Source organism: Pseudomonas sp. S2_A05 (assembly GCF_054668485.1).
The window spans coordinates 108,444-135,255 of record NZ_CP162775.1 but is presented as its reverse complement, the minus strand read 5'-3'; the positions used below and the strand labels follow the sequence as shown (position 1 = coordinate 135,255).

Here is a 26,812-nt window from a genome sequence, read left to right as displayed (position 1 = left end):
ATCGGTATCGACTGAACTGACGCATTCGCGAGCAGGCTCGCTCCCACAGGGAAATCACATCAGCGCTGGAGTCGATCCAGCGCCTCGCCACTGCGCTTGAACCAGCCCATCAGATAATCCGCGAGCACTTGCGTGCGCTTGGGCAAACCACCCTGATACGGGTGCACCAGATACATCGGCATCCGTCGGGTCTGGTAATCGCGCAGCAACCAGCGCAAGCGGCCGTCAGCCAGTTCCGCTTGCAGCAGATACGACGGCAGACGGGCGATGCCGGCGCCGGACAGCGCTGCTTTCTTCAACAGGCTGTAGTGATTGCTGGCAAACGGACCCGAGACCCGCACCCGCAGCAACTCGTGCTGCTGGTGATACAGCCATTCTTCGCGACCGCTGTAATGGCTGTTGAGCAGACAACGATGCTCGGCCAAGGCATGCGGCGTCGCCGGCTCGCCGAAGCGCTCGAGGTAGGCCGGGCTGGCGCAGGTCATTTCGTGCCACGCCAACAGCGGCTTGGCCACCAGCCGATCGTCATTGGCGACTTCGGCGCGAATCGCCAGATCAAAGCCATCGCGCGACAGATCGCGATAGCTGTTGTTCAGCTCCAGCTCGATCTGCACCTCCGGGTATTGCCCGGAAAACTCCAGCAGCAAGCCATCGAAAAAGGTCTCGCCGAGCGACACCGGAACCGTCATGCGCACGGGGCCGGCCATGTCGTCCTTCAACCGCGCCAAAGCCTGCCGTGCGCGTTCGACCTGGACCACCAGCGCCTGTGCCTGCGGCAGCAGCGCCGCCCCCGCCGCCGTCAGGCTCAAGCGCCGGGTGGTGCGTTGCAGCAATACCACACCGAACTGCGCTTCGAGCTGGCTGATGCGTTTGGACAACTGGCCCTTGCTGCAGCCCAACTGCTGCGCCGCAAGGGTAAAACTGCCGGCCTCGCTCAGTACGGCGAACGCAGCGAGATCATCCATTTCGCTCACGGATTGTTTCCAATTGAAAACCAAAGGTTGCCTATTAGTGCGCTTATCCGCTGAAAAAACCACCCTAGACTGAAACCTCATTCACACACATGGGGTACAGCTCGATGAAAATTCTGTTGATAGGCGCAGGCGGCACCATCGGTTCAGCGGTGGACAAAGAATTGTCGCAACGCCACGAGGTCATTCGTATCGGTCGTAACAGCGGTGACTTGCAAGTGGATATCAGCGACAGCGCCTCGATCCGCAAGCTGTTCGAACAGACCGGCAAGTTCGATGCGCTGATCTGCGCGGCGGGCAACGTGACGTTTGCAGCGCTGGACGACATGACTGAGGACAGCTTCGCCCTCGGCCTGAAAGACAAACTGATGGGTCAGGTCAATCTGCTGCTGATCGGCCGCGAGTACGCCAACGATGGCGCTTCGTTCACGTTTACCACCGGCGTGCTCAGCCACGACCCGATTCGCAGCGGTGCCTCGGCAGCGCTGGTCAACGGCGCCATCGACAGCTTCGTCCGCGCCGCCGCCATCGAACTGCCGCGTGGCCTGCGGGTGAACTCGGTGAGCCCGACCGTACTGACCGAAGCCCTGGGCAAATACGCGCCCTACTTCCGTGGCTTCAAGCCGGTTCCTGCCGCGGAAGTGGCATTGGCCTACGCGAAAAGTGTCGAAGGCCTGCAAACCGGTCAGACGTTTCACGTGGGTTAAGGCCCTTGTGATGAGCGGTCAGGCTGCGTAACGTGGCAGCACTTGTCTGGAGAGCCAAAGATGCGTGTTGCCCGTTCGTTCGTCCTCGTTGCCCTGCTGCCGATGTTTGCCGCCTGCCAGTTGTTCGACGGCCAGCGTGAAAGTGTGTCCCATGCCGGACAGACGCGCATGCAGGGGCAACTGACCGCCGCCGACGGCAAACTGGTGTTCCAGCCGTGCCAGGATCAGCGGCAACTGGTGGTCAACGACATCGGCGGCACCAGCGTCCTGCAAGAGGCCGCCACCTTGGCCGACGAGCAGGGCAAGTTGTTTGCCGATGTGCGCGGCAAGGTTTCCGGCGACCGTCTCGACCTCGGCCAGTTGTATCGCGTCGAGCGCTCGGGCACGGCCTGCGACGATCCGAATTTCAAACTGCTGATCCTGCGCGCCGCCGGCCATGGCCCGGAGTGGAACGTCAAGGTCAGCGGCAAAGGCATGGTCATCGAGCGCGACGGCCAGGCTCCACTCGCCGTGCCGTATGTGGAAGAGCAACTGGGCGACGGCCGCTTCAATCTCAGCAGCGAAGCCAACAACCAGCGCATCGAATTGTGGGTTGCGCCACAGCGCTGCGTCGACAGCAGCACCGGCAGCGTGCAGCATATGAGCGCCGAGTTGCGTATCGACGGCCAGGTCCAGCGCGGCTGCGGCTATTTCGGCGGCGCGCGCAACGACTGATCGTTTTTCCCCCACGGATCCGCTCGCGGCGGCTTATAATCGCCGCCTTCAAACGCCCTGGCGCAGTTGTGCGCCCCGCGAATCCGGATCCCCGCCATGTTACGAATCACTGAACTCAAGCTGCCAATCGACCATCCCGAAGAAGACCTGCGCGCCGCCATCGTGCAGCGTCTGGGCATCGCCAGCGATGATCTGCTCGATTTCACCTTGTTCAAGCGCAGCTATGACGCGCGCAAAAAGTCCTCCGAACTGTGCTTCATCTACACCATCGACCTCAACGTACGCGACGAGGCCAGAGTGTTGGGCAAGTTCGCCGACGACCGTAACGTCAACGTGGCGCCGGATGTCAGCTACAAATTCGTCGGCCAGGCACCGAGCGATCTCGGTCAGCGGCCGATCGTCGTCGGTTTCGGCCCGTGCGGCATCTTCGCCGGCCTGCTGCTGGCGCAGATGGGCTTCAAACCGATCATTCTCGAACGCGGCACCGAAGTCCGTCAGCGCACCAAGGACACCTGGGGCCTGTGGCGCAAAAGCGTGCTCAATCCCGAGTCCAACGTGCAGTTTGGCGAAGGCGGCGCGGGCACGTTCTCCGACGGCAAGCTGTATAGCCAGATCAAGGACCCGAAATTCCTCGGCCGCAAAGTCCTGCACGAGTTCGTCAAGGCCGGCGCGCCGGAAGAAATCCTCTACGTCAGCAAGCCGCACATCGGTACGTTCCGCCTGACCGGTATGGTCGAAAACATGCGCGAGCAGATACGCGAACTGGGCGGTGAAGTGCGCTTCCAGGAGCGCGTCAGCGACGTGCTGATCGAAGACGGCCAACTGGTGGGGGTGCAACTGGCCAGCGGCGAAACCCTGCATTCCAAACACGTGGTTCTGGCCCTCGGCCACAGCGCCCGCGACACCTTCCGCATGCTCCACAGCCGTGGCGTGTTCATGGAAGCCAAGCCGTTCTCGGTGGGTTTCCGCATCGAACATCCGCAGTCGCTGATCGACCGCGCGCGCTTGGGCAAATACGCCGGCCACCCGAAACTTGGCGCGGCCGATTACAAACTGGTGCACCACGCCAAGAACGGGCGTTCGGTGTACAGCTTCTGCATGTGCCCGGGCGGCACCGTGGTCGCTGCGACGTCCGAGCCCAATCGCGTGGTCACCAATGGCATGAGCCAGTACTCGCGTAACGAGCGCAATGCCAACTCCGGCATCGTCGTCGGCATTACCCCGGAAGTCGACTATCCGGGCGGCCCGCTCGCCGGTATCGAGTTGCAGGAGCGCCTGGAATCCCACGCGTTCATCCTTGGCGGCAGCGACTACAAGGCTCCGGCGCAACTGGTTGGCGACTTCATCAACGACATACCATCGACCGAACTGGGCGAAGTCGAGCCGTCGTACAAGCCGGGCGTGGCCTTGGGCGATCTGGCCTTGGCGCTACCGGACTTTGCCATTGAGGCGATCCGTGAAGCCTTGCCCGCGTTCGAGAAGCAGATTCGCGGTTATTCGCTGCACGACGCCGTGCTGACCGGAATCGAGACGCGCACTTCATCGCCGCTGCGCATCACCCGCAATGAGTCGCTGCAGAGCATGAACGTCAAAGGCCTGTTCCCGGCCGGTGAAGGCGCGGGCTATGCCGGCGGAATTCTCTCGGCGGGTGTCGACGGGATTCGTATTGCCGAGGCAGTGGCTCGCGATATCCTCGGACTGGAAGCCTGATCAGCATCAGCTGACCCAACACAAAACCCTGTGGGAGCGAGCCTGCTCGCGAAAGCGGTCTGTCACTCAACGAAGTTGTTGAATGTGATTCCGCCTTCGCGAGCAGGCTCGCTCCCACATTGGTTTTTGCGTTTCTTCAGATGTTGGCGCGCAGCACCGAGGTCGGGAGCGCCTCTCCGCGCTCGGCACTTGCCGCCACCGCTGCAATCAAGTCACCCAGTTCATAACCCTGCGCCTTCAGCCATTGCTGATCGTAATACGTGTCGGCATAACGCTCGCCGCCATCGCACAGGATCGCCACGATCGACCCCGACTGCCCCGCCGCTTTCATCTGTTGCGCCGCCATCAGCGCACCGATCAGATTGGTCCCGCTCGACCCGCCGACATGCCGCCCTAAACGCTGCGCCAGGTAATGCATGGCCGCCAGCGACAGGGCGTCCGGCACCTTGACCATCGCATCGATCACCTTGGGCAGGAACGACGCTTCCACCCTAGGTCGACCAATGCCCTCGATGCGCGAGCCGCAGTCCAGACGCAGGCTGGCATCACCGCTCTGATAGAAATCGAAGAACACCGAACGCTCGGCATCGGCACACAACACGCGGGTGCAGTGCTGGCGATAGCGCACGTAACGGCCGAGGGTCGCGGTGGTGCCGCCGGTGCCGGGGCTGGAAATCAGCCAGGTCGGTTCAGGGTGCTTTTCGTAGCGCATCTGCTGGAAGATCGACTCGGCGATGTTGTTGTTCGCCCGCCAGTCGGTGGCACGTTCGGCGTAGGTGAACTGATCGATAAAGTGACCGCCATGCTCGCGGGCCAGGCGCTCGGATTCGGCGTAGATCTGCGTCGGGTCCTGCACCAGATGGCTCTGGCCACCGTAGAAGGCAATCTGGGCAATCTTCTCTTTCGAAGTCGTCGCCGGCATTACCGCGATAAACGGCAATCCGAGCATGCGCGCGAAATACGCTTCGGAAATCGCCGTCGACCCACTGGACGCTTCGATCACTGGCGCGCCGGGTTTCAGCCAGCCATTGCACAGCGCGTAAAGGAACAGCGAACGTGCCAGGCGATGCTTGAGGCTGCCGGTCGGGTGGCTGGATTCGTCCTTGAAATACAACTCGATGCCGGCAAAACCGGGCAGCGGCAAAGGGATCAGGTGGGTGTCGGCGCTGCGCTGGAAGTCCGCCTCGATGATGCGGATGGCTTCGCGTGCCCACTGTCGGTTGTCGCTCATGGTTTCGGTTCTCGTTGAATCAGCCAGAAGATCGGTCTTCTGAAAAAGGTCTGCCGCAAGCTTAGGAAAAATCCCGCAGGCGGCAAAGATACAGCTGAGTCTCAATGTGTCAGGCAACTGCTAGGCTCAGTGCTGCCCGAGCCAGACAGCCTGTAACGACATATAACAAAAAAGAATATAACTTTTGTTTTAACAACTAACGGTACGGGTTAGGGTGTTTCACCTTTTTCTTGATTCGATGGAGAGCGACCTTGCCTCTGCGTAGCACTTTCACGCGTTTCTTTCAGTTGGAAGCCGCCAGCGGTCTGCTATTGATCGCCGCAGCCGTTCTCGCGCTGATCATCAACAACTCACCGCTGTCGTGGCTGTACACCGGCCTGCTCGACACCCCGGTGGTGGCGCAGATCGGCGCGTTGAAAATCGCCAAACCTCTGCTGCTGTGGATCAATGACGGCCTGATGGCGATGTTCTTCCTGCTGATCGGTCTGGAAGTCAAACGCGAAGTGCTCGACGGCCAATTGTCCAAGCCTTCGCAGATCGTCCTGCCCGGCGCAGCGGCGATCGGCGGCATGCTGGTGCCGGCGCTGATCTACTGGTTCCTCAACCGCGACAACCCCGCCGCCCTGAGTGGCTGGGCCATTCCGACCGCCACCGACATCGCCTTCGCCCTCGGCGTATTGGCCCTGCTTGGCAAACGCGTTCCGGTGTCGCTGAAACTGTTCCTGATGACCCTGGCGATCATCGATGACCTGGGCGCCATCGTCATCATCGCAATCTTCTATTCCGGCGAACTCTCGACCCTGTCCCTTGGCCTGGCGGCTGCGTGCATTGCCGCGCTGGTGGCGATGAACCGGCTCGGCGTGGTCAAGCTCGGGCCGTACATGATCATCGGCCTGATCCTCTGGGTCTGCGTGCTCAAGAGCGGTGTCCACGCGACACTGGCCGGCGTGACCCTGGCTTTCTGCATTCCCCTGCGCACGAAAAACGCCGAGTCGTCGCCGCTGCTGACCCTCGAACACGCGCTGCACCCTTGGGTCGCCTACGGCATCCTGCCGCTGTTCGCCTTCGCCAACGCCGGCCTGTCACTGAGCGGCGTCACCGTCGAAAGCTTCACCCACGACGTACCGATGGGCATCGCCATCGGCCTGCTGCTGGGCAAGACCATCGGCGTGTTCGGCCTGACCTGGCTGGCGGTCAAGATTGGCATCGCCGCCCTGCCCCAAGGCGCCAACTGGGGTCAGGTCCTCGGCGTGGCAATCCTCTGCGGCATCGGCTTCACCATGAGCCTGTTCGTCGGCTCGCTGGCCTTCGAACCGGGCGTGAGTGATTACGCCGGCATGGATCGCATGGGCATCCTCACCGGCTCGATTCTCGCGGCGGTGATTGGTTATGCGGTGACGGCGGCGGCGAGTCGCAAGAATTCACAACTGCAATGACCCCTGTGGCGAGGGAGCTTGGCCCTCGCCACAGATTCCTCGCCTGACAGTTACGCAGCGAACAATCCCCACGTCATTAGCGACCCGTCCTACAGCCACACTTTCTCCGCTTCGATAACGTCCTGCAGCCCCTTTCCGAGGGGCTGTCGATGATGAACGAAGGGATGATCAGTGGCGCGGAACAAGGACATTCCCCGGGTGCAAAACCCACCGCAGGGCGACGGGCATCACGTTACCTGGCGGTATATGACGGCCGCAGAACTGGCCGAGCGCGAAGCCGGGCAAAACGCTTACGACGCGATGCTGGCGCGGCAGGAGGCGTTCGAGCGCAGCCGTGAAGTGGCTGCGAAAAAACCTGAAGCCGTGCGTGCCGGCTGTGTATTCGCCAAGTCCTGCAAGTTGCCGGATGCGATTATCGATTACAGCAATCCTTCCGGCATGGTGCCGACCGACAGCCTGAAGGATTACGGCGAGCTGATCCTGCTCGGCGCTCGCGAAGCCGACGCAAGCGGCGGCATTCCTCTCAAGAAAATCAGCGCCAACACCATCCCGGTCGGGTTCGGCAGTCTGGCCTTGGCAGGCTCGGCTTTTGAAGTGCTACCGGCGCTCGCCTCCCCTGCGGCGGCTGCGACTTTGGTGGGGCTGATTGCGCTTTTGATGCCATCCAGCCTGGGCGACAGCGCGCTCTACACCGATGAGCAACTGAGCACACTCAAACAAGCCCGAACCCGCGTGCGCCTGCGCGTCGAGCAACAGGCCGATGGCAGCCTCAAGGGTTACGGTTTCTACACCGGTAAGAACCGCGATTGGGAAATGGTCGATGTCGTGCAGTTCATTGCGCGTGGCGACCGGTTCGTTGCCGATCTGGGTGAAGGCGTCGAACTGCTCTGGACCCCGGCGGTGGATGGCTCGGACATTCTCGGCATTCCAGCACTGGAGGCCGCACCGCAGGCACCGCATATCTGGGTGTATCCACCGACGAAGGCGGCGGACGGGATACTGGTGAATCCGCTTTATCCGCCGGAGTACAAAGATTTCATTCTGGTGTTTCCCACAGACTCGGGTGTAAAACCGATTTACATCGTTGTCAGCTCTGCGAAAGGCACCGCTGAAGCGGGACATACCTATCACCCCGCTCCCGAAACGTCGGATATCACAGCCTTTCCCGATTTAAGAAGAGCAAAAAGAAAACGCCGTTCAACGGTGGGCTCCGGGATCGCTGGATCAATGCAAAAGGCCGAATAATTTATGAATGGGACTATTTACACGGCGAGCTTGAAGGCTACCGCGCAAGTGATGGCAGCCATTTAGGCTCTTACGACCACAGAACTGGTGAACAGATAGATCCACCCAAAAAAACCGTAGTATTAAAAAATATTTATGAGGATTACATGGGACTCAAAGCCAGACTCGAATGGTACGACCAACAAACCGAACTGGGTGAGGGGGAGGAACTGTCGAAAGACTTTGGCGAGGACGGCTCATTAATGGAAGCATTAGGCCTACCGTCGAAAAGCTTCAATAACGGCGGATTTGATGTAAAAGCCGATTGGATCAAGACTCTCCAGCCCCACTTCCAGCATTCCATTCAATTTTCTTCTTACGACTATCAGGTATCGTTCGTTTACCGGGATCAATGGTAGATGGGACTGGAACTGAGATTGGAATGGAACGACACAGCAACCTTGGAGTTTCAGGGGGAAGAGTCGTCAAAAGACCTGGGTGGTGACGAGTCAGTGTTAAACGCCTTGGGGATTCCCGCCGCGGACAACATCAACAATGGCAGTTTCAACGTCGCTCAAAATTGGCTCGCCACCATTCAGCCGTATTTTCAACATCAAATCGATTTGAGAGTTCACGACTATCAAATTTCGTTTGACTACGGCTAACAGCCCCGGAAGTATTAGCTCCATGCACTTTCTTTTAATTACCGGTTTTTTCCCTGACGAAGCCCAAGACGACTCCGTGCAATTCGAGCTGGATATCACAGGCAGCGAGATGAATGAAAAAGTGGCTCAGCTCATTGAATCAAAGCCCTTGGATGAGGTGGAACCCGGCGAGCTGTTGTTGACTCAGGATCAGGTAACCGCATTGGAAAACCTGCTCAACGTCAGTTTTCCAAAGGGCCTCGAATACTTCATGGGCACCTGCGCAACATACTGAATGAGCAATTCACAAACAAAGAAAAACCCCGACCAGTCACCTGATCGGGGTTTTCTTTTACCCGGCTTCCCGCTTAGTGCGAAACGCGGCTGGTTCCGCCAACGGTGGAAATCCGTACCCGCTCGCCAACGCGGAATACTTCATTCTCCTGAACCTGCTGCACATAGGCGCGCATGCTGCCGTCGTCTTCGCGGACGGTGATTTCCACGCCCTGGGTGCGGGTCAGGCCTTCTTCGGTGGCCGAGCCAAGCAGGCCGCCGGCCACTGCGCCGATGACCGCAGCCACAATGCTGCCCTTGCCGCCGCCGATAGCGCTGCCGCCGACGCCGCCGACCACTGCGCCTGCTGCGCCGCCGATCGGGGTCTTGGTGCCTTCGATTTTTACCGGTCGCAGGGATTCGATGGTGCCCATGCGAATCGTCTGCACACGACGCGCTTCGTCACGGGAGTAGGAGTCGCCAGTGAGGCTCGATTGGCAGCCGGTCAGCAACATCGCCATCGTCGAAAAGGAAGCAACCAGCAGAACAGACTTACGCATAGCATCAACTCCAAAAGAACATGTGTTCATTAAACCCCGTGGCCTGGCGCCTGTCACGACACCATCCGGATAAAATTGGCTTCCATTCAGGCCTGGTACAGATGCCCGCGAGCGTCCACTCAAGGTAGCGTCAAATCAACGATCCTGCGCCATCCGCGTTTATCTCGCTCGGTAGACTGCTCAGGGTGCCAGACGTTCCAGAATCCACTCGGCGCCCTGGAGGCGGTAGTTGAGGCGATCGTGCAGGCGGCTCGGACGGCCCTGCCAGAACTCGATGCGCTCGGGCAACAAGCGGTAACCGCCCCAATGTTCCGGGCAGTGCGGCTGGCTGTCGCTGAAGCGTTGCTCGGTGGCCTTGAGCAAATCTTCCAGTTCGCCACGACCGTTGATGACCCGGCTCTGCGGCGAGGCCCAGGCGCCGAGGCGGCTACCCAGCGGACGCACCTGATAATACGCGTCGGACTCTTGCGCCGTGACCTTGACCACCCGCCCTTCGATGCGCACCTGGCGCTCCAGGGTGGGCCAGAAGAAGGTCATGGCGGCAAACGGGTTTGCCGCCAGATGCTGGCCCTTGGCGCTGTCGTAGTTGGTGAAGAAGGTGAAGCCCTGCTCGTCTAGGCCCTTGAGCAACAAAATGCGGCAATGCGGACGACCGTCGGCATCGACCGTGGCCAGGGTCATGGCATTGGCTTCCACCGGCGCCTGCTCGGTTTTCACCGCATCGGCGAACCACTGGTGAAATAGCGCAAACGGCTCGGCCGGGGCTTGCGCCTCGGTCAAACCGTCACGGGTGTAGTCGCGACGCATATCGGCCAGAGCCTGGGTCATGGCGGATTCCTTTTCGTTAGCGGATCACTTCTTGGCGGCGTCGGCTGCGGCGACTTTCTTGTCGGTCGCGGCGGCTTTGGCTGGTGCAGTTTTTTTCGCTGGAGCCTTGGCCGGTGCCTTCTTCGCAGGAGCCTTGGCGGCGGTTTTCTTGGCTGGCGCCTTTTTCGCCGCCGGCACAGCGGCTTTTTTCGCGGCAGGCGCCGGGGTAACCGGTTTGGCCACTGGCTTGACGTCTTGCGCAGCGACCATCGTTACAGGCTTCGGTGCTGGCATGTTGTATTTGCTCAGCAGTGCAACCATGGTGTTCTGCGGAGTCACCAGCAGCTCGACACGACGATTCAAGGCGCGGCCTTCAACGCTGTCGTTGGCCGCACGCGGCGCTTCGGAACCCATGCCGCGCAGCATCAGGCGATCACGTTGCAAGCCGCTGAGGCGGAAGATCGCTGCCACCGATTGTGCACGTTCCTGACTCAGCTTGACGTTGGCCGGTGCGGCACCGCTGGTGTCACTGTGACCGAGCACCAGCACTGCGGTTTTCGGGTCGGCTTCAAGGATTTTCGCTACGCGAGTGAACGGGCCAAGAGTGACCGGCAGCAGCATCGCCGGGCGATCCGGGTTGAACGAGCCTTCGACCGGCGCCGTCACTACCAGCACATTGTCGCGACGTTCGAGTTGCAGATTGCTGTCCTTCACCGCTTCACGCAGACGCGGTTCGTAGTCATCCAGCCAGGCCTGAGTCACCTTCGGATCGGGCATCGGCACGGCTTTGGCGGTTGGCTGATCCTTGCCGCCGAACGGCCACCACCATTTGCCATTGGACTGCGCCTCGGCTTTGGCCACCTCGACCGGTTTGGCTTCAGGTTTGACCTCGGCTTTCAGATCAGCCTTGACCGCTTCATCGCTGGAACCGAACGGCCAGTACCACGGGTTGCTGCTTTCGGTCTTGGCCACTGGCGCAGTCGCCGCCGGTTTCAACGGAGCCGGAGCCGGGGCCGAATCTTTGGCCGCGACTTTGTCGGAAGAACCGAACGGCCACCAACTGCCGCCGTCTGCATCGTTTTTCGGAGTCTGTGCGCAACCGGTGATCGCTACACACAGGGCCAGGGCGAGGGTCTTTTTAGATGACATTGAAAATCCACAAAATGAAGTAATGAAAAATCAGAGCACTTTCGCCCGGATAAACAGCCGTTTTGAAACGAAAATCCCTTCGAGGTTCCGACCCCGGAACCTCTGTTGAAGCTTTACAGACAAGTGGCAAGCAACCGCGCCAGCTTTTGTGCACGCGGATCCATCAAAACGTAAGGCCCCAGGGTATTTGTCACGAAACCGAAAGCCACATCGTGCTCCGGATCAGCAAAACCGATCGAGCCGCCCGCTCCCGGATGACCGAACGCGCGTGGTCCGAGGCCGTAGGTGGCGTTGGGCACGTCCGGTTGATCGAGCATGCAGCCGAGGCCGAAACGGGTGCGGGTGAGCAAGGTCTTGTCATCGCCAAGGCTGTGCTCGCGGGTCAGCTCTTCGAGCATTTCGCTCTCGAGCAGGCTGCCATCGAGCAGGCCGGCATAGAACCCGGCGAGACTGCGCGCGTTGCCGTGGCCGTTGGCCGCCGGTTGCTGCATGCGGCGCCATTCCGGCTTGTTGGTGCTGGTCAGCACTGACGGCGGATTGGTGAAGGCGCGGGTAGTCATGGCCGTCGGTTCGCGCATGGTCACTTGCAGCAGACGCTGAGCCGCAGCGTCGCCGGCGTTGCCCTTGCCACGGGCGATGTGCGCCACGCGATGAAACTCTTCGTCGGCCAGGCCCACATGGAAATCCAGGCCCAACGGTTTGGCGACCCGAGCGACGATCGACTCGCCCGGCCCACGCCCGTCAGCGCGGCGCAGCAATTCGCCGACCAGCCAGCCGTAGGTGATCGCGGCATAACCGTGACCGGTGCCCGGCGTCCACCATGGCGCTTCGGCGGCGAGGGCGTCGACCATGGTTTGCCAGTCGTAAAGGGCTTCAGGGGCGAGCAGTTCGCGCAGCGCCGGCAAGCCGGCCTGATGGCAGAGCAATTGGCGCAGGGTGACGGATTCTTTGCCGGCGGCGGCGAATTCCGGCCAGTAGCGGGCAACCGGGGCATCGAGTTGCAACTTGCCTTCAGCCACCAGTTGCAGCGCGGTAACGGCGGTGAAGGTCTTGGTGCAGGAAAACAGGTTGGCGATGGTATCGCTGTGCCAGGCTTCGGCGCCGTCCTTGTCGGCAGTACCGGACCAGAGGTCGAGGACGGTTTCTCCACCGACCTGGATGCACAGGGCTGCGCCGCGTTCCTGGGGATCGTCGAACAGTGCGGCGAAAGCCTCGCGCACCGCTTCGAATTGAAGCTCGTAATGTCCCTGAATCTGCACCCGCAACTCCCCCGCGAAAACGCTCTACAAAGTGGCCCGCATTGTTCCAGCCCTTGAGGGATTTGGGAACAGGCGCGGGCCAGACGGTTGATCGGCAATTTGTGGCGATCCCTTCGCGAGCAGGCTCGCTCCCACAGGGGATCTCCGCTGCTGTTGATATCCAGTGTGGGAGCGAGCCTGCTCGCGAAGAACGATAACGCGGTCTGAAACCTAGTGACCATTCCCCGAATGCCCACCCGCCTGTGCAGCCTCCGCAGCTTTGCCAGCCTCGGCCTTGCGCCCGCCTTCAACTTCCGCAGCCGGGGTTTTCTGCGCCTCCTTGCCCAGTTGCTCAAGCGCCTGCAGATTGCTTTTGCGCACTGCCTCGACAAATCCCTGATACGGCAGATCGGTCACACCTACCAGACCGAAATGGCCGTTCTCGCCGTCGAGCAAACGCCCGGTCACCGGTTGGTCCAGATACTGGAACCAGTGCACGCCGACAATCGACGGTTCGCTCAGCGCCTGTTTGAGGAAGTTGGCATAGGCCGGGCCGCGATCTTCCTCGTTGGCCAGCTGCGTCACGCCGCCCCAGAAAGGACCTCGGTCGGCCGAGCCGAAGTTGAATTCGGTGATCAGCACCGGTTTGTCCAGGGCTGCCAGCGCGGCGAAGTCGTAGCCGTCCTGCGGCTTGAGCGTGTACATGTTGAAGCTCAACACATCGCAATACTGCGCGCAGGACGCCACGGCTTCAGGCGTACTGGTGGCGAAGCGACCGCCCAGGAGCATCTGGTTCGGCGCGTGCCATTTCAGCGAATCGGAAATGGTCTTGAAATAGGTATCGGCGAAGACCTTCTGGAAGTATTTGAAATCCGCTTCGATCTCCGGATGCTCCGGGTTCGGCAGTGGCGGCACGAAGCCAGGGTCTTCCATCAATTCCCACGCCGGCAACTCGATGCCCCAGGCCTTGGACAGTCCGGCCTGATTGCGGTACTTGTCGCGCAATTGCTTGAGAAAGGCGCGTTTGGCCGGCACGTCGGTGGTCATTTTCAACGTGCCGTAGGCCAGCGCGTAGCGAGCTTTCGGATCGTCGCCAGGGCCGGCCCAGGCCAGTTCGTTGTCGGCGTAATAACCGATCAGCCACGGATCGTCACGGTGATCGCGGGCGGCGATGGCCACGGCGCGCTCGGTGGCCATGGCGAAACGCGGATCGAACGGATCCGGCATGCCACCCCACCAATCGCTGCCGGTGCTGATGCTGGTGTAATCGCCGACGATCGACAGCGGCAAGGTGTACGGCACGCGTTCAGCATCCGCCAGCGACGGCGCGCTCCAGTTGCCCACTGTGTTGAAGCCCCAGGCTTGCAGCCGATCGAGGGTATGCCGGGTCCAGCGTTCTTCATCAATTGCGGCTGTGCACGGAGTGGTTTGCGCGCTGGACGCTTGCACCGCATCGGTCTGCGCCGCTTCGGCAATACCGGATTTTGGCTCGGCAGGCACCGCTGCGGTTTCAGCGGCCTGCACCGAACCGGCCTCAGCCGCCCCAGCCTTCGCCGCTTCGGCAATCCCGGCCTTATTGTCGCTGTCTGCCTTGCACGGTTCGCCGTACAGGCGTTGCAGATTGGCGCCATAGAAGTCGTACCAGCGGCCGTTGCCGTAGCCACGCCCCTGGTCGGCGCCATTGCCGCCACGGTTGTCACCCTCACCGAAATGCGCGGCCAGCGGGTCGTCGTTCTTAGGCAACGATTCAAACATGGATTCACGGCCGGCGACGTAGGTCTGGTTGACCTGCGCGCTGACGGTGTTGACGCCCAACGAATAGAACGGGTGGCCTTCGGGGGTCACCAGATACCAGCGGCCATCGCGTTTTTCCGTGCGGAAGAATCCGCTGGCCTTGAACGCCGGGCCTTTGTTCCAGCCGCCGAACTTGTCCAGCGAAGCCTTTTCACGCTCGGCCAGCCACGTATTCAGCTGTTGCTGCTCTTTGCTGGCGGCGCTTTTCAGTTGTTCGTCGCTGCTGACTTTTTCCGGCCATTTACTACGGGTTGACTGACCGTAGGCGTCGACCAGATTGCCGTACACCGCCCGCGTCACCGATTCGCCGTCCTGCACGCCGAACCGCTCGAGCAACAGGCTCTGCGCAACTTTCGGCTGATCCATCGACAGACTCACCGAGACCACTTGGCTGCGGTCGATCTCGCCAGTGCTGCTGGCCAGCAGGATGCGTTGGCCATCGACGGTCATCGGCATCGGCGGCCCGGCTTTCATGCCCTGGCTCAGCGGCGTCGAAGCCACCAGCGGCACCAGCAAGGTCTGCGCGGGGCCGGCCGGCAGATCGACGCGGCTGACCAGAGTGCGGCCATCGTTGCTCTGGATCTGCACATAGACTGTGACCGCCCAATTCATCGCACTTTGCAGACGCAGGGTCATCATGTCGGACTGCGACCAGTCCCAAGCGCCGGTCTGCGGGGTCAGGCGCAAGGTCGGCCGGGCCACCGGGTTGAACGTCACCCGACGCAGTACTTCACCTTCGGCGGTCTGTTCGGCATTGGCCTGTGGCAGGTCGGCGTTTTCCGTGGCGACCTTGACCACGTCGGCCGGGCGCACGAAGTTGAACAGCGTCTGCTGACCGGCAGGGGCCGCCAGCAACGGCGCGGCAAAGATCAAGGCGAAAACAGCGGGCAACGAACGGCGGATCATAAGAACGGAGTTCTCCCTAACGACCAGTCAAGGCCAGTGGAAAAGCGGTGGCAGAGAGATAGACAACGCGGCGGGCCAATCGGCCCACCCGTGTCTCAGGATATTTCACGACGGAAAGGAGGCAACGCATTGAGGATCGCCTTGCCGTAGCGCTGAGTGACCAGACGCCGGTCGAGCAAGGTGATGGTGCCGCGGTCTTCTTCGGTGCGCAGCAGACGGCCGCAGGCCTGGACCAGTTTCAGCGAGGCATCGGGCACGGAGATTTCCATGAACGGATTGCCACCGCGCGCCTCGATCCACTCCGATAACGCGGCCTCAACCGGATCATCGGGCACCGAGAACGGAATCTTGGCGATCACCACGTGCTCGCAGTAGGCCCCCGGCAAATCGACACCTTCGGCAAAACTGGCCAGCCCGAACAGCACGCTGGAATCACCGCCATCGACCCGCGCCTTGTGCTTGTTCAGGGTTTCCTGTTTCGACAGGTTGCCCTGAATGAACACTTGCTTGCGCCAGTCGCGGTCGAGACCGTCGAATACGTCCTGCATTTGCTTGCGCGAGGAGAACAGCACCAGTGTGCCTCGTGAACCTTCCACCAGATCGGGCAGCTCGCGAATGATCGCCGCCGTGTGGGCGGCGGCATCGCGCGGGTCGGCCTTGAGATCCGGCACGCGCAGCACGCCGGCATCGGCATGATGGAACGGGCTCGGCACCACCGCTGTGACAGCTTTTTTCGGCAGACCGGCGCGCATGCGGAAACGGTCGAAAGTGCCCAGCGCCGTCAGCGTCGCCGAGGTCACCAGGCAGCCGTAAGCGACGTTCCACAAACTGCGACGCAAGGTTTCCGCCGCCAGAATCGGGCTGGCGTTGACCTCGATATCGAACAGCGAGCCGCTTTCGGCCAGGGTCAGCCAGCGTGCCATGGGCGGGCTGTCTTCCGGGTCTTCGGCGGTGAACGCGGTCCACAATTCCCAGTTGCCGGAAGCGCGGGACAACAGGCTGCCGAACAGCGGATACCATTCTTCGGCCTGATTGCTGGCGATGCCGATGTTGACCTCGCCGTCCATGCCTTCCTTGAGCAGGTCGGTCAGGCGTTGAAACAGGTCGTTTAGGCGCGAATAGCCTTTTTTCAGCTCGATGCCCATCTCGCGCATATCCTCGGGAATCACCCCGCCGACAAAGCGATGACGCGGGCGCTCGCGGCCTTCGACGTCTTCGCCGGGTTTGAAATCGGCGATCTGCTCGCAGGCGGTGAACATGAACTGCTGCTGGGTCTTGATCTCCCGCGCCAGCTCGGGCACCTGCTCAATCAGCTTGCCGAGATCGCCCGGCAACGGATGCTGGGCCAGCAGCTTGGTCAGATTCTTGGCGGTGGTTTCCAGCCAGTCGGCGGTGGAACGCAGGCGCGTGTAGTGAGCGAAGTGGCCGATGGCCTTGTCCGGCAGGTGGTGACCTTCGTCGAACACGTAAATGGTGTCGCGCGGATCCGGCAACACGGCGCCGCCGCCCAGTGCCAGGTCAGCCAGGACCATGTCGTGGTTGGTGACGATCACGTCAACCTTGCCCATGCCTTCGCGAGCCTTGTAGAAAGCGCACTGGCCGAAGTTCGGGCAATGACGGTTGGTGCACTGGCTGTGATCGGTGGTCAGGCGCGCCCAGTCGGCGTCTTCCAGCGCGTTCGGCCAGCTGTCGCGGTCGCCGTCCCATTTATTGCCGGCGAGCTTTTCGATCATGCTGGTGAACAGCTTCTGACTGGCCTCGTCGACTTCGATCTTGAAGCCTTCTTCTTCGAACAGCTGCGCGGTGGCGGTTTGTGCGTGGCCTTCCTGCAACAGCATGTCGAGCTTGGACAGGCACATGTAGCGACCACGGCCCTTGGCCAGGGCAAAACTGAAATTCAGCCCGCTGTTGCGCATCAGGTCGGGCAGATCCTTGTAGACGATCTGCTCTTGCAGGGCGACGGTCGCGGTGGCTATCACCAAACGCTTGCCGGCCAGTTTCGCCGTAGGGATCGCCGCCAGGCTGTAGGCCACCGTCTTGCCGGTACCGGTGCCGGCTTCCACCGCGACAATCGCGGGGTCGCCACTGCGCCGGCCTTCGTCATCGGTGTCGATATCCCCGAGGACCTTGGCGATTTCGGCGATCATCAGGCGCTGGCCGTAACGCGGCTTGAGGCTCTTGGCCTCTAGAAAACGCGAATAGGCGCCCTGGATCGTGGTTTTGAGTTCAGTGCTGATCATTGAGTGTCGGGCGCAAAACGCTGGATAAATTTTCAGTGGTTTGATTCGGCGGCTATCATACCCCGCTAATCGATCCCGCGCAGAACGGAGTGACCCAATGACACCTTTTAGCCTCGTTTACCCCCTGCATGTCCTCGCCGCTCTGGTGTGGGTCGGCGGTATGTTTTTCGCCTGGATGGTCTTGCGCCCTGCGGCTGTGAAGGCTCTGGACGGCCCCGCTCGCCTGACCCTGTGGGTGGAAGTGTTTCAAGGTTTTTTCCGTTGGGTCTGGGTCGCGGTGATCCTGTTGCCGATCAGCGGCGTGGGCATGCTGCATCTGCAGCAGGTCGGCTTCGAGACCGCGCCGAAGTATGTGCAGGTGATGATCGGCTTGTACGTGGTGATGACGGCGCTGTTCATCCGCATTCAAGGGCTGATGCTGCCGGAGTTGCGCAAGGCGGTTGAGGCGAAGGATTGGCCGGCGGGTGCGGCAGTGCTGGGGCGGATTCGGCGGGTGGTGGGGCTTAATCTGCTGGTCGGGTTGGTGCTGGTGGCGGTAGCGGCGGCGAGACCGATGCTCTGAATCGCACTATTTTTCTGCTGTGAACACAGTTGTGGCGAGGGGATTTATCCCCGCTGGGCTGCGTAGCAGTCCCGCTTTTGATTTTTAGAGCGGGGCCGCTTCGCGACCCAGCGGGGATAAATCCCCTCGCCACATAATTTCACTCACCAAAGATCTTCACTCACCAAAGCATTTTATTGATCAGAGAGTGGGTCGCAGTTTCAGAGCCGTTGCACGGTAACCGAACCCGCTGCCCCCTCCGGCCCAGGCTGGCCATCCGCGCCGGCCTTGCCGTTCTTGCCGCCATCTGCGCGGTACACCAGGCAGCCCTTGGATTTGCCGCCCTTCCCTGCTTTACCACCGACACCCGCCGGGCCGCCGGCACCGCCAGCCACGTTGACCTTGATCAGCTCGGCCGGGAAATCCCGTGGTACGGCGAGGCGCACCAGCGCACCCGGTGCGCCTGGCTGGCCATCGCTGCCGTCACTGCCATCGGCGCCGTGGCCGGCTGAACCATAGGTGCAGCCCGGATCTTCACCGTTGCCGCCGTCGAGGCCGACGAAACCCGGCGCGCCCCTGCCGCCACGGGCATCGACCGTCAGTTGCGGCGCGCTCAGGGCCTGAAATTGCAGGTTCAGATTGCGCCCGGCCCGGGCCGCTTTTTCATAAGTGCCGGGGGCGCCGCGCGCGGTGATCTGGCTGCCCTCGCTCAATTCAGCGCGCTTGACCTTCACTTCCAGCGCCTGTTCAGCCGGAACGATAGCAATACGTGCTTCGTGGCCCAGACGCAGTTCATCAATGTTCAATTCAGTCACGTTGGACGGGATCAGCAAGGTGCCGTAATCGGCGACTTCCAGTTTCTCCAGTTGCAGCGTGCTGGTGGTGTTGGGCAAGCGCATCAAAGAATTGCTTTGCACGTTGACCACCTGGGCGCAGGCCAGTGGACTGATGAATGCAGCGAGCAGGCAGAGTTTACGCATGGGAAGAAGCCTCCGGAGCGGCCGGGGCCGGGATGGTTTGCAGGTGGAAAACGCCGAACAACAGAATGCGGCCACGATCACGCCAAGGGTGCGGACGACCTTTGAGGCTGCGGTTGCACAGCAGCACTTCGAGTAGATGAATCAGCAACAACAGAGCGCCGGCCAGATTCACCAGCAGATGCAGCGGATGAACAAACGGCACCAGCTGATTGGCCAGCACCACGCAGCAGAACAGCAGGGTCAGCAAACGCCCCAGCCCCCAGAACACCTTCATACGCTCCCCCGTGTTGCGAATTATTCTTTGCACGCACAGTACCGGCTTCTGCGGGGGATAAGCCAGAGGGAAAAATGAAATTTGTGCAAACGCGGATGAAATGGCTGCCGGGGCGACGATCTCGACCCGGCAGCTCTAGCCTGCGCACTACAGACGGTTGCTAACGATTGATGTGCAGCTCGACCCGGCGATTTTCCGCGCGGCCTTCATCGCTGGCGTTATCGGCGACCGGCTCACTCTCGCCTCGGCCCTCGCTGGTGAGCTTGTTCGGCGCCAGCCCCTGACTCAACAGATACGCTGCGACACTGCTCGCGCGCCGCTCGGACAAAGCCTGGTTATAGGCGTCGGAGCCTTTACTGTCGGTGTGCCCGATGACCTTGATGCTGACCACATCGGCATTGCGCAGCTTGTCCATCAAGGTGTCGAGCTGGGCTTTGGCCGCCGGGGTCAGATCGGACTTGTCGAAATCGAACAGCACGTTGCCGGCATCGCTCAAGGTGATCACTTCAGATTGCGGCGCCGGTTCGACCGGTTTGACTGCCACCGGATATTGCGGCAGCGGGCAGCCACGGTGATCGACTTCGGTGTTTTCCGGAGTGTCCGGGCAGCGGTCGCGGCGGTCGAAGACGCCGTCGCTATCTTCGTCGCCATCCTGGGCGTAACAGATCAGCCCGCCGGTGACGATACCCAATGCCGCGCCGCCGCCGGCCCAGCCGGCGCTTTCAATGGCGCCAAGACCGCCGCCGACCAGACCGCCAAGCAGGCTGCAGATCGGCCACGTACGTTGATTGAGGGGGCGGTGCCATCGCTGTGAGTGGCACAACCGGTGAGCAAGCTGCCAAGCAGCAGCACCGGCAAGACGGACCTTGAGAAAAGACGCATTTGTGAACGCTCCTGTGTACCGGCCCATACCGGTTACACAGGAGTAAAGACCCGCATCCGCGACTGCACAAGCCGCGGATGCGAGAGGGGCTAGCGGACGATTTTGATTTCGGTGCGACGGTTCTGTGCACGACCATCAGCCGACTTGTTGTCAGCCACAGGCTGGCTTTCACCAAGGCCCGACACCGAAACGAAGCTGGCACGCGGTACACCCTGCTGGATCAGGTATTCCACCACCGAGTGCGCACGACGATCCGACAGTTTCTTGTTGTAGGCATCGCTGCCGACACTGTCGGTGTGACCGGTCACGGTCAGTTGCGCGGTAGAGGATTCCTGTTTCAAGCGATCGGCGACCTTGTCCAGCACTTGCTTGTCAGGGCCGGTCAGCGTGGCTTTGTCGAACTCGAAATGCACATCACGAATGACGATGGTTTCTTCCTTGACCACAACCGCTTCTTCGACCACTGGCGCAGGCGTTGGTGGCGGGCAACCGTCAGCATCGACCTGCACGCCTTTAGGCGTACCCGGGCACTTGTCGCGACTGTCCGGCACGCCATCGCCGTCTTCATCGCCATCACCATGAACCCAGCAATAGGCCGCTGCCGTACCGCCGACCAGCAGCGCACCGTAGCCAGCCCACGATGCGCTTTCCGTCGCACCGAGACCGGCGCCGACCACACCACCGACCGCCGCACAGGTCGGCCAGTCGGTTTTCTGCAAACCTGCGCAACCAGTCAACACACTGGTTAGCAGAACCAAGGGTAATGCTGTCCGAACTATGCTCATCTAGTTTTCTCCTGAGGGATCGGCTTAAAACCGATTCAGGGAGTAAAGACCGGAGTTTTAATCTCCGCCAGCAATAGGCCACCGCTGTTTGCGACCGTGTTCAAAGGGGTTTGCCTCTTTGGGCGAAAACCGCCGCCACCGGGCGCTTTGCCGACGCGGTCTGGCAGGCTAGTCTTGGCGGTCTGACTGAGGAGCTTCGATGAACGTCGCCATTTCTTCGCGCACGCCACAACAGGCGTTGGCCGCTTTGCTGGATCGCTACGCCCCGGCCCGACTGCTGCTGATCGGCGCCAGCGAGTTTCCCGCCTTGAGCGCTTTCAAGGACGCGCATCCAGACACCGTGGTCGCTCATGCCGCGCCCGGCGCGTTGCCCGCCGAATTGGCTGCGCAACGCTTCGATCTGGCGCTGGTAGTCGATTGCCTGGAACATTTGCCCAAACGCGATGGCCTGAATCTGTTGGGCGGCATCCGCAATCTCAACGCCAGTCGCATCGCGGTGCTGGCGGATCTGGCCGCCAGTGGCTGGCAGGAAACCGATTTCTATTCGCTGGCACTGCAGGCCAGCGAGCGTTTTCAGCGCGACGCGCAGGTGCTGACCCTGTTCACCTACGATCTGCTTGACTACAAACAAGTCCCCGACTGGCTCAATTCACGCTTCTGGGCCAATCCGGAAAACTTCGGGAAATACTGGTGGTAATGCAATGAGTACAGCCATTTGCCCTTGCGGCAGCGGCAATCTGCTGGATGCCTGCTGCGGCCCTTATCATGACGGCCACCCGGCGCCGTGTGCCGAAGCCTTGATGCGTTCGCGCTACAGCGCTTATGTGCTGGGCCTGATCGACTATCTGGTGGCGACCACCCTGCCCGCGCAGCAGGCGGGGCTGAACCGACAATCGATCAGCGACTGGAGTGCGCAAAGCACCTGGCTTGGTCTTGAGGTGGAAAGCTCGGAAGTGTTCGGCGGCCAGCCGGAACACGCTTTTGTGACCTTCACCGCACGCTGGCATGACAGCCAGGGCGAGCACAGCCATCGCGAGCGCTCATCCTTTGTACAAAACGCCGGGCGCTGGTACTTCATCGATCCCACGGTGCAGATGAAGCTGGGGCGCAATGACGGCTGCCCGTGTGGCAGCGGCCAGAAGTTCAAGAAGTGTTGTTCGGGTTATTTCGGCGCTTGAGCTGAAGATCAAAAGATCGTCCGATCGCGGCCCGAGCCTTCGGCCGCTCCTACACGGGATTAGCCGAAGGCTGAAATCTTTTAAGGTCTAGACTGGGCACAAAGGGAGTCAATTTCATGCTCGGTCGTCGGCGCACATTACATTTCCTGCTGTTGATGCTGATCGTAAACCTCGGCGGCTGTGCCTCGTGGTTCAGCGATGACAGCGTCGAGCCTGCCGTGCATCTGGTGAAAGTCGAGGTGGTGCGGGCCAAACTGCTCGAGCAAAAATTCATCCTGCACTTTCGCGTCGACAATTCCAACGACAGCGATCTGACCGTGCGCGGCCTCGAATACCGGATTCACCTGGCGGACATGCTGCTCACCGAGGGCGAGCATGAGCACTGGTTTACCGTCGGGCCAAAGCGCAGCGCTTACTTCAAAGTGCCGATCCGCACCAACCTGTGGCCGAAGGTCAAACAGGTGGTGAAACTGCTGAAAAATCCGAACCAGCAGATTCCCTATCGATTGCAGGGGGAAATGGAAACCGGTTTATTCATCGCCCACTACGTGCACCTTGAGCGCAATGGCGTGATAATCCCCGCCGATCTAACTCCGGAGTGACCTCGATGACCCAGCAACCCCATGTCCATGGCCCTGACTGCAACCACGATCATGACCACCATCATGATCACGACCATGGCCATGTCCACGGCCCGAACTGCGGCCACGCCCACCAGGAACCGGTGCGCAACGCCCTGAAAGACGTCGGCCGCAACGACCCTTGCCCATGCGGCAACGGCAAGAAATTCAAGAAGTGCCACGGCGCTTGATGTCACGGGCGAAGATCTTCTTCGCCTGACACACCGCTTCGCGAGCAGGCTCGCTCCCACAGTGAATTGCATTCCTTCTGACGAAATGCGCTCGAATGTGGGAGCGAGCCTGCTCGCGAAGGCGGCGGCACATACGCTACAAAATTTCAGCCCGCCGCCAGAATCTGTGAAGAGCCGACCACCGTCGCATACTCCCCATGCAGATTGCCCAGCGACATCCCGTGCACCTCTTCAGCGGTACGCGGTTTGCCGAAATAATCGGCTTTGTCGAAGGTAAAGCACGCATCCTCTGCCACCCATGTGTCGAAACCCAGATTGCCCGCAGTGCGCGCCGTCGACTCAACAGAGTTATTGGTCGCCACACCAACGATGATCAGTTGCCCGATCCCGGCCTCACGCAACTGCGCCTCCAGCCCACTGGCACAAAACGCGTCCGGCACCTGTTTCTGGATCAGCCATTCCCCGCCCTGAGGGACAAAACGCTCTTGAAACTCGACTCCGTCCTGCTCCGGCCAGAACACCGAGTCAGGTGAGCGCGACAAATGCTGCACGTGAATCACCGGGCGCCCGCGCAGGCGCCACAGCGCCAATAACTCAAGCATTCGCTCTTCGGCCTGAGGATTATTCCGCCGCCCCAGACGCGGATGCAGAATGCCTTTCTGCTGGTCGATGATGATCAGCGCAGCGTTGCTTTGAAGCTCCATAGCGATCTTTCTCCTGACAGGTCTGGGGACTCATTCCGCAGTTCAACATCAGCGCTTTCCCACAAGCAACTGTCACGCCTCTGACCGATCAGCCGACAACTGCATAAATAACCACTCGCCCCGCTTGCGCGGCCCTCGCGCCGTCACTAACGTAGCGGCTTTATTGCGCCCCCAGCCTTATACCCCCGCAGGAGCTTCGCCATGGCCTCGCCAGCCCTTACACATTTTCTTCCCCGGTTCGGCGTTGCCGCAGCAGTGGCCGGTGTTCTCGGCCTGTCCGGTTGCCAGACCTGGAACGCCCAGGACAGCCTGCCGCCGACCTCCGGCGTACAACCGCTCAAGGGCCTGGCGCAGAGCGTGTCGGTGCGGCGCAATGCGATGGGCATGCCGTTGATCGAGAGCAACAGCTTCCATGACGCGCTGTTCAGCCTCGGCTATGTCCACGCCAGCGACCGCATCAACCAGATGGTCACCCTGCGCCTGTTGGCCCAGGGCCGGCTGGCGGAAATGTCCGGCGCGTCGATGCTCGATGCCGACCGCTACATGCGCGCGGTCAATCTGAAGAAGAGCGCCGGCGAGCTGTACAAGGCCTCGTCGCCACGGCTCAAGCGCTTCTTCGAAGTCTACGCACGAGGCGTCAACGCTTATCTGTTCCGCTATGCCGACAAGTTGCCGGGCGACCTCGCCGCCAGCGGTTACAAGCCCGAATACTGGAAACCGGAAGATTCGGCGCTGATTTTCGCCCTGCTGAATTTCAGCCAGTCGGCCAACCTGCCGGAGGAAATCCAGTCGCTGGTGCTCGCGCAAACCGTGACCACTGACAAACTCGCCTGGCTGAGCCCGTCGGCGCCTGATGAAAACCTGCCAGTGGCTGAAGCCGACAAGCTGCAAGGCCTCAAGCTCAATGGGCAGATTCCGGGGCTGACCGAACTGAGCAGCGCCAGCCAGCAACTGTCGGCGCTGAACCTGCTCGCCACGCCGACTGCGAACAACTGGGCAATCGCCCCGCAACGCAGCCGTAGCGGCAAGAGCCTGCTGGCCAGCGATGCGCACGGGCCGCTGGCAGCGCCGTCGTTGTGGAGTTTCGTGCAGATCCGCGCGCCGAAATATCAGGCAGCCGGCGTCACGGTTGCCGGTCTGCCGATGGTGCTCGGCGGCTTCAACGGCAAAGTGGCGTGGAGCATGACCAGCGTGCTCGGCGACAATCAGGACCTGTTCCTCGAGAAAATCCGCCGTCAGGGCAGCAGCCTCACTTATGAAGTCAACGGCAAATGGCAGCCGTTGGGCGTGCGCAACGAAACCTATTTCGTCAAAGGCCAGCGGCCGATTCGCGAAGCCGTGTACGAAACCCGCCACGGCGCGCTGCTCAACAGTGCCCAGGCAGCGGCGCAAGGCAACGGTTTCGGCCTCGCCTTGCAGACGCCAAGCTTCACTGACGACAAAACCCTGGATGCCTTCTTCGACCTGACCCGCGCGCAGAACGTCGAGCGCGCCTCGAGACGCCAGCCGTGAAATCCGCGCCATTACCCTGAATCTGGTCTTTGCCGATGCAAGCAATATCGGCTGGCAAGTCACCGGGCGCTTCCCCAACCGTCGCGAAGGTGAAGGCCTGCTGCCCTCGCCGGGTTGGGACGGTCGCTACGACTGGGACGGTTACGCCGACCCGATGCTGCACCCCTACGATCAGGACCCGGCACAAGGCTGGCTCGGCACCGCCAACCAGCGTGTAATTCCCGACGGCTACGGCATGCAGTTGTCGAAATCCTGGGCGGCACCGGAGCGCGGCGAGCGCCTGGCGGAAATGGCCGGCAGCGGCAAGCACGACAGCCGCAGCGTGATCGCCATGCAGTACGACCAGACCACCACGTTCGCCGCCAAGCTGAAAAAAGTCTTCGAAGCACCGGGGATGAAGCAACCGCTGAAACAGGCGATCGACGCCCTGCCGGACGCTGAGCGCAGCAAAGCCCGTGAAGCCTTCACGCGCTTGATGGCGTTCGACGGCAAGCTCAGCCCGACCTCGGCGGATGCGGCGATTTATGAACTGTTTCTGCAGGAAAGCATGAAGCAGATCTTCCTCGATGAACTGGGTCCTGAGTCGAGCCCGGCGTGGAAGGCCTTTGTCGCCAATGGCGATCTGTCCTACGCGGCGCAGGCCGATCATCTCTTGGGGCGTGAGGACAGTCCGTTCTGGGATGACCTGCGCACGCCGCAGAAGGAAGACAAATCCGTGATTCTCGCCCGTAGCCTCGCTGCGGCGATTACTGCCGGTGACAGCCAGTTGGGCGGCGATCATCGCGCCTGGCAGTGGGGCAAATTGCACAGCTATGCGTGGAAAAACAGCAACGGCCAGACCGTGCGCGGACCACTGGCAGCCGGTGGCGATCACACCACGCTGAACAACTCGGCGTTTGCCTGGGGCCAGGACTTCGTTACCACGCGCGCGCCGTCGATGCGTTTTATCGTCGACTTCGGCCAGAGCGAGCCACTGATGGCGCAGAACGGTACGGGGCAGTCGGGCAATCCACTGAGTCCGAACTACCTGAACGGGATCGATGCATGGCTGAAAGGTCAGTACATCGGCTTGCCGATGCAGCCGCAGAACTTTGATCGGGTGTATGGCAAGACCCGCTTGACCCTCACCCCCGGGAAATAGAGCAAAGATCAACAGCCCCTCACCCTAGCCCTCTCCCGGAGGGGAGAGGGGACTGATTGGGGGATGCTTGGGTCTTGCGCCGACCTGAAAGAGAGATGGTGAATCCAACATTGGATCAGGCTCAAGGCTGTGCCGGATCCATATTCAACTCGGCCCCCCAGGTCGATGTACCTCACCAGACACCTCGGTCGGCCCCTCTACAAAGCGAGGTGAATCCAACATTGGATCAGGTTCAAGGCTGTGCCGGATCCATATTCAACTCGGTCCCCCAGGTCGATGTACCTCACCAGACACCTCGGTCGGCCCCCTCTCCCTCTGGGAGAGGGCTGGGGTAAGGGTAGCGCTTCAAAGCCGATCGAACTTCCAGCCTCACGCCCGCCTCATAGCTAACAAGCCCCC

The 26,812-nt window shown here is 61.2% G+C and carries 24 protein-coding genes and 3 pseudogenes; 14 read left to right on the top strand and 13 right to left on the bottom strand.

What is annotated here, in order from left to right; translation table 11 throughout:
• Positions 1 to 59: 59 nt before the first annotated feature.
• Entirely contained in the window at positions 60 to 974 is a 915-nt protein-coding gene (locus AB4O12_RS00665) for a LysR family transcriptional regulator (RefSeq protein ID WP_252877607.1), read from the bottom strand.
• A gap of 104 nt (positions 975 to 1,078) precedes the next feature.
• On the opposite strand from AB4O12_RS00665, the gene AB4O12_RS00660 reads away from it, so the two are divergent.
• From AB4O12_RS00660 to AB4O12_RS00650, 3 genes are all read left to right on the top strand, one after another.
• Positions 1,079 to 1,678, top strand: a complete 600-nt coding sequence (locus AB4O12_RS00660; RefSeq protein WP_252883296.1) for a short chain dehydrogenase — start codon at positions 1,079 to 1,081, stop codon at positions 1,676 to 1,678.
• A 60-nt stretch (positions 1,679 to 1,738) separates the two neighbouring features.
• A complete protein-coding gene (locus AB4O12_RS00655) occupies positions 1,739 to 2,392 on the top strand; it encodes a COG3650 family protein (protein ID WP_252868910.1) in 654 nt (217 codons plus the stop codon).
• A gap of 96 nt (positions 2,393 to 2,488) precedes the next feature.
• Entirely contained in the window at positions 2,489 to 4,102 is a 1,614-nt protein-coding gene (locus AB4O12_RS00650) for an NAD(P)/FAD-dependent oxidoreductase (protein WP_041478036.1), read from the top strand.
• Between the two features lie 136 nt (positions 4,103 to 4,238).
• On the opposite strand, the gene AB4O12_RS00645 is transcribed toward AB4O12_RS00650, so the two are convergent.
• On the bottom strand, positions 4,239 to 5,333 hold the full coding sequence (locus AB4O12_RS00645; RefSeq protein WP_236168019.1) for a PLP-dependent cysteine synthase family protein: 1,095 nt from the start codon (positions 5,331 to 5,333) through the stop codon (positions 4,239 to 4,241).
• Positions 5,334 to 5,584: 251 nt separating this feature from the next.
• On the opposite strand from AB4O12_RS00645, the gene nhaA reads away from it, so the two are divergent.
• The 5 genes and pseudogenes from nhaA to AB4O12_RS00620 all read left to right on the top strand — a co-directional run bounded on the left by nhaA (position 5,585) and on the right by AB4O12_RS00620 (position 8,932).
• On the top strand, positions 5,585 to 6,769 hold the full coding sequence (gene nhaA, locus AB4O12_RS00640) for a Na+/H+ antiporter NhaA (RefSeq protein WP_041478038.1): 1,185 nt from the start codon (positions 5,585 to 5,587) through the stop codon (positions 6,767 to 6,769).
• Between the two features lie 171 nt (positions 6,770 to 6,940).
• Positions 6,941 to 8,153: pseudogene (locus AB4O12_RS00635) on the top strand (S-type pyocin domain-containing protein).
• Positions 8,154 to 8,160: 7 nt separating this feature from the next.
• Positions 8,161 to 8,412, top strand: coding sequence for a colicin E3-like toxin immunity protein (locus tag AB4O12_RS00630; RefSeq protein WP_095180548.1), 252 nt, complete (start codon positions 8,161 to 8,163; stop codon positions 8,410 to 8,412).
• Positions 8,413 to 8,658, top strand: coding sequence for a colicin E3-like toxin immunity protein (locus tag AB4O12_RS00625; protein ID WP_252868908.1), 246 nt, complete (start codon positions 8,413 to 8,415; stop codon positions 8,656 to 8,658).
• Between the two features lie 22 nt (positions 8,659 to 8,680).
• Positions 8,681 to 8,932 (top strand): pyocin S6 family toxin immunity protein, encoded by a 252-nt coding sequence (locus tag AB4O12_RS00620; RefSeq protein WP_252868907.1) that lies wholly within the window; start codon positions 8,681 to 8,683, stop codon positions 8,930 to 8,932.
• Positions 8,933 to 9,005: 73 nt separating this feature from the next.
• On the opposite strand, the gene AB4O12_RS00615 is transcribed toward AB4O12_RS00620, so the two are convergent.
• The 6 genes from AB4O12_RS00615 to dinG form a co-directional block, all read right to left on the bottom strand.
• Positions 9,006 to 9,470, bottom strand: a complete 465-nt coding sequence (locus tag AB4O12_RS00615; protein ID WP_016771369.1) for an outer membrane lipoprotein — start codon at positions 9,468 to 9,470, stop codon at positions 9,006 to 9,008.
• Between the two features lie 180 nt (positions 9,471 to 9,650).
• Positions 9,651 to 10,298, bottom strand: a complete 648-nt coding sequence (pdxH, locus tag AB4O12_RS00610; protein WP_024011915.1) for a pyridoxamine 5'-phosphate oxidase — start codon at positions 10,296 to 10,298, stop codon at positions 9,651 to 9,653.
• Between the two features lie 24 nt (positions 10,299 to 10,322).
• The gene (locus AB4O12_RS00605; protein ID WP_305382346.1) at positions 10,323 to 11,426 is read right to left on the bottom strand and encodes an OmpA family protein; all 1,104 of its coding nucleotides are present in this window, start codon (positions 11,424 to 11,426) and stop codon (positions 10,323 to 10,325) included.
• 113 nt (positions 11,427 to 11,539) lie between these two features.
• A complete protein-coding gene (locus AB4O12_RS00600) occupies positions 11,540 to 12,685 on the bottom strand; it encodes a serine hydrolase domain-containing protein (RefSeq protein WP_460060091.1) in 1,146 nt (381 codons plus the stop codon).
• Positions 12,686 to 12,895: 210 nt separating this feature from the next.
• Positions 12,896 to 15,364 carry a beta-galactosidase gene (locus tag AB4O12_RS00595; RefSeq protein WP_460060090.1) on the bottom strand — a complete coding sequence of 823 codons (2,469 nt, stop codon included), beginning with the start codon at positions 15,362 to 15,364 and terminating at the stop codon, positions 12,896 to 12,898.
• Positions 15,365 to 15,459: 95 nt separating this feature from the next.
• Positions 15,460 to 17,604: an ATP-dependent DNA helicase DinG gene (dinG, locus tag AB4O12_RS00590; protein ID WP_024011911.1), complete on the bottom strand. Its 2,145-nt coding sequence runs from the start codon at positions 17,602 to 17,604 to the stop codon at positions 15,460 to 15,462.
• A gap of 97 nt (positions 17,605 to 17,701) precedes the next feature.
• Here dinG and AB4O12_RS00585 point away from each other — a divergent pair, with 97 nt between their 5' ends.
• Positions 17,702 to 18,166 (top strand): CopD family protein, encoded by a 465-nt coding sequence (locus tag AB4O12_RS00585; protein ID WP_016771373.1) that lies wholly within the window; start codon positions 17,702 to 17,704, stop codon positions 18,164 to 18,166.
• A 200-nt stretch (positions 18,167 to 18,366) separates the two neighbouring features.
• Here the strand turns inward: AB4O12_RS00585 and AB4O12_RS00580 are convergent, their stop codons facing one another.
• The 4 genes and pseudogenes from AB4O12_RS00580 to AB4O12_RS00565 all read right to left on the bottom strand — a co-directional run bounded on the left by AB4O12_RS00580 (position 18,367) and on the right by AB4O12_RS00565 (position 21,067).
• A complete protein-coding gene (locus tag AB4O12_RS00580; RefSeq protein ID WP_122698367.1) occupies positions 18,367 to 19,125 on the bottom strand; it encodes a collagen-like triple helix repeat-containing protein in 759 nt (252 codons plus the stop codon).
• Positions 19,118 to 19,399 carry a DUF1145 domain-containing protein gene (locus tag AB4O12_RS00575; protein ID WP_016771375.1) on the bottom strand — a complete coding sequence of 94 codons (282 nt, stop codon included), beginning with the start codon at positions 19,397 to 19,399 and terminating at the stop codon, positions 19,118 to 19,120. Before AB4O12_RS00575 ends, AB4O12_RS00580 begins: the two co-directional genes overlap by 8 nt.
• 160 nt (positions 19,400 to 19,559) lie before the next feature.
• A pseudogene (locus tag AB4O12_RS00570) lies at positions 19,560 to 20,281 on the bottom strand (OmpA family protein).
• A gap of 90 nt (positions 20,282 to 20,371) precedes the next feature.
• On the bottom strand, positions 20,372 to 21,067 hold the full coding sequence (locus tag AB4O12_RS00565) for an OmpA family protein (RefSeq protein ID WP_024011908.1): 696 nt from the start codon (positions 21,065 to 21,067) through the stop codon (positions 20,372 to 20,374).
• Between the two features lie 199 nt (positions 21,068 to 21,266).
• On the opposite strand from AB4O12_RS00565, the gene AB4O12_RS00560 reads away from it, so the two are divergent.
• The 4 genes from AB4O12_RS00560 to AB4O12_RS00545 all read left to right on the top strand — a co-directional run bounded on the left by AB4O12_RS00560 (position 21,267) and on the right by AB4O12_RS00545 (position 23,056).
• Positions 21,267 to 21,764: a DUF6231 family protein gene (locus tag AB4O12_RS00560; protein ID WP_056783350.1), complete on the top strand. Its 498-nt coding sequence runs from the start codon at positions 21,267 to 21,269 to the stop codon at positions 21,762 to 21,764.
• A 4-nt stretch (positions 21,765 to 21,768) separates the two neighbouring features.
• Positions 21,769 to 22,245, top strand: a complete 477-nt coding sequence (locus AB4O12_RS00555; RefSeq protein ID WP_324175037.1) for a YchJ family protein — start codon at positions 21,769 to 21,771, stop codon at positions 22,243 to 22,245.
• Positions 22,246 to 22,361: 116 nt separating this feature from the next.
• The gene (locus AB4O12_RS00550; RefSeq protein WP_406228403.1) at positions 22,362 to 22,847 is read left to right on the top strand and encodes an LEA/WHy family protein; all 486 of its coding nucleotides are present in this window, start codon (positions 22,362 to 22,364) and stop codon (positions 22,845 to 22,847) included.
• Between the two features lie 5 nt (positions 22,848 to 22,852).
• The gene (locus AB4O12_RS00545; protein WP_003198420.1) at positions 22,853 to 23,056 is read left to right on the top strand and encodes an SEC-C metal-binding domain-containing protein; all 204 of its coding nucleotides are present in this window, start codon (positions 22,853 to 22,855) and stop codon (positions 23,054 to 23,056) included.
• Between the two features lie 146 nt (positions 23,057 to 23,202).
• Here AB4O12_RS00545 and AB4O12_RS00540 read toward each other — a convergent pair whose 3' ends face one another.
• Positions 23,203 to 23,760: a cysteine hydrolase family protein gene (locus AB4O12_RS00540; RefSeq protein ID WP_305382340.1), complete on the bottom strand. Its 558-nt coding sequence runs from the start codon at positions 23,758 to 23,760 to the stop codon at positions 23,203 to 23,205.
• Between the two features lie 201 nt (positions 23,761 to 23,961).
• On the opposite strand from AB4O12_RS00540, the pseudogene AB4O12_RS00535 reads away from it, so the two are divergent.
• A pseudogene (locus AB4O12_RS00535) lies at positions 23,962 to 26,413 on the top strand (penicillin acylase family protein).
• The last annotated feature ends 399 nt before the right edge of the window (positions 26,414 to 26,812 follow it).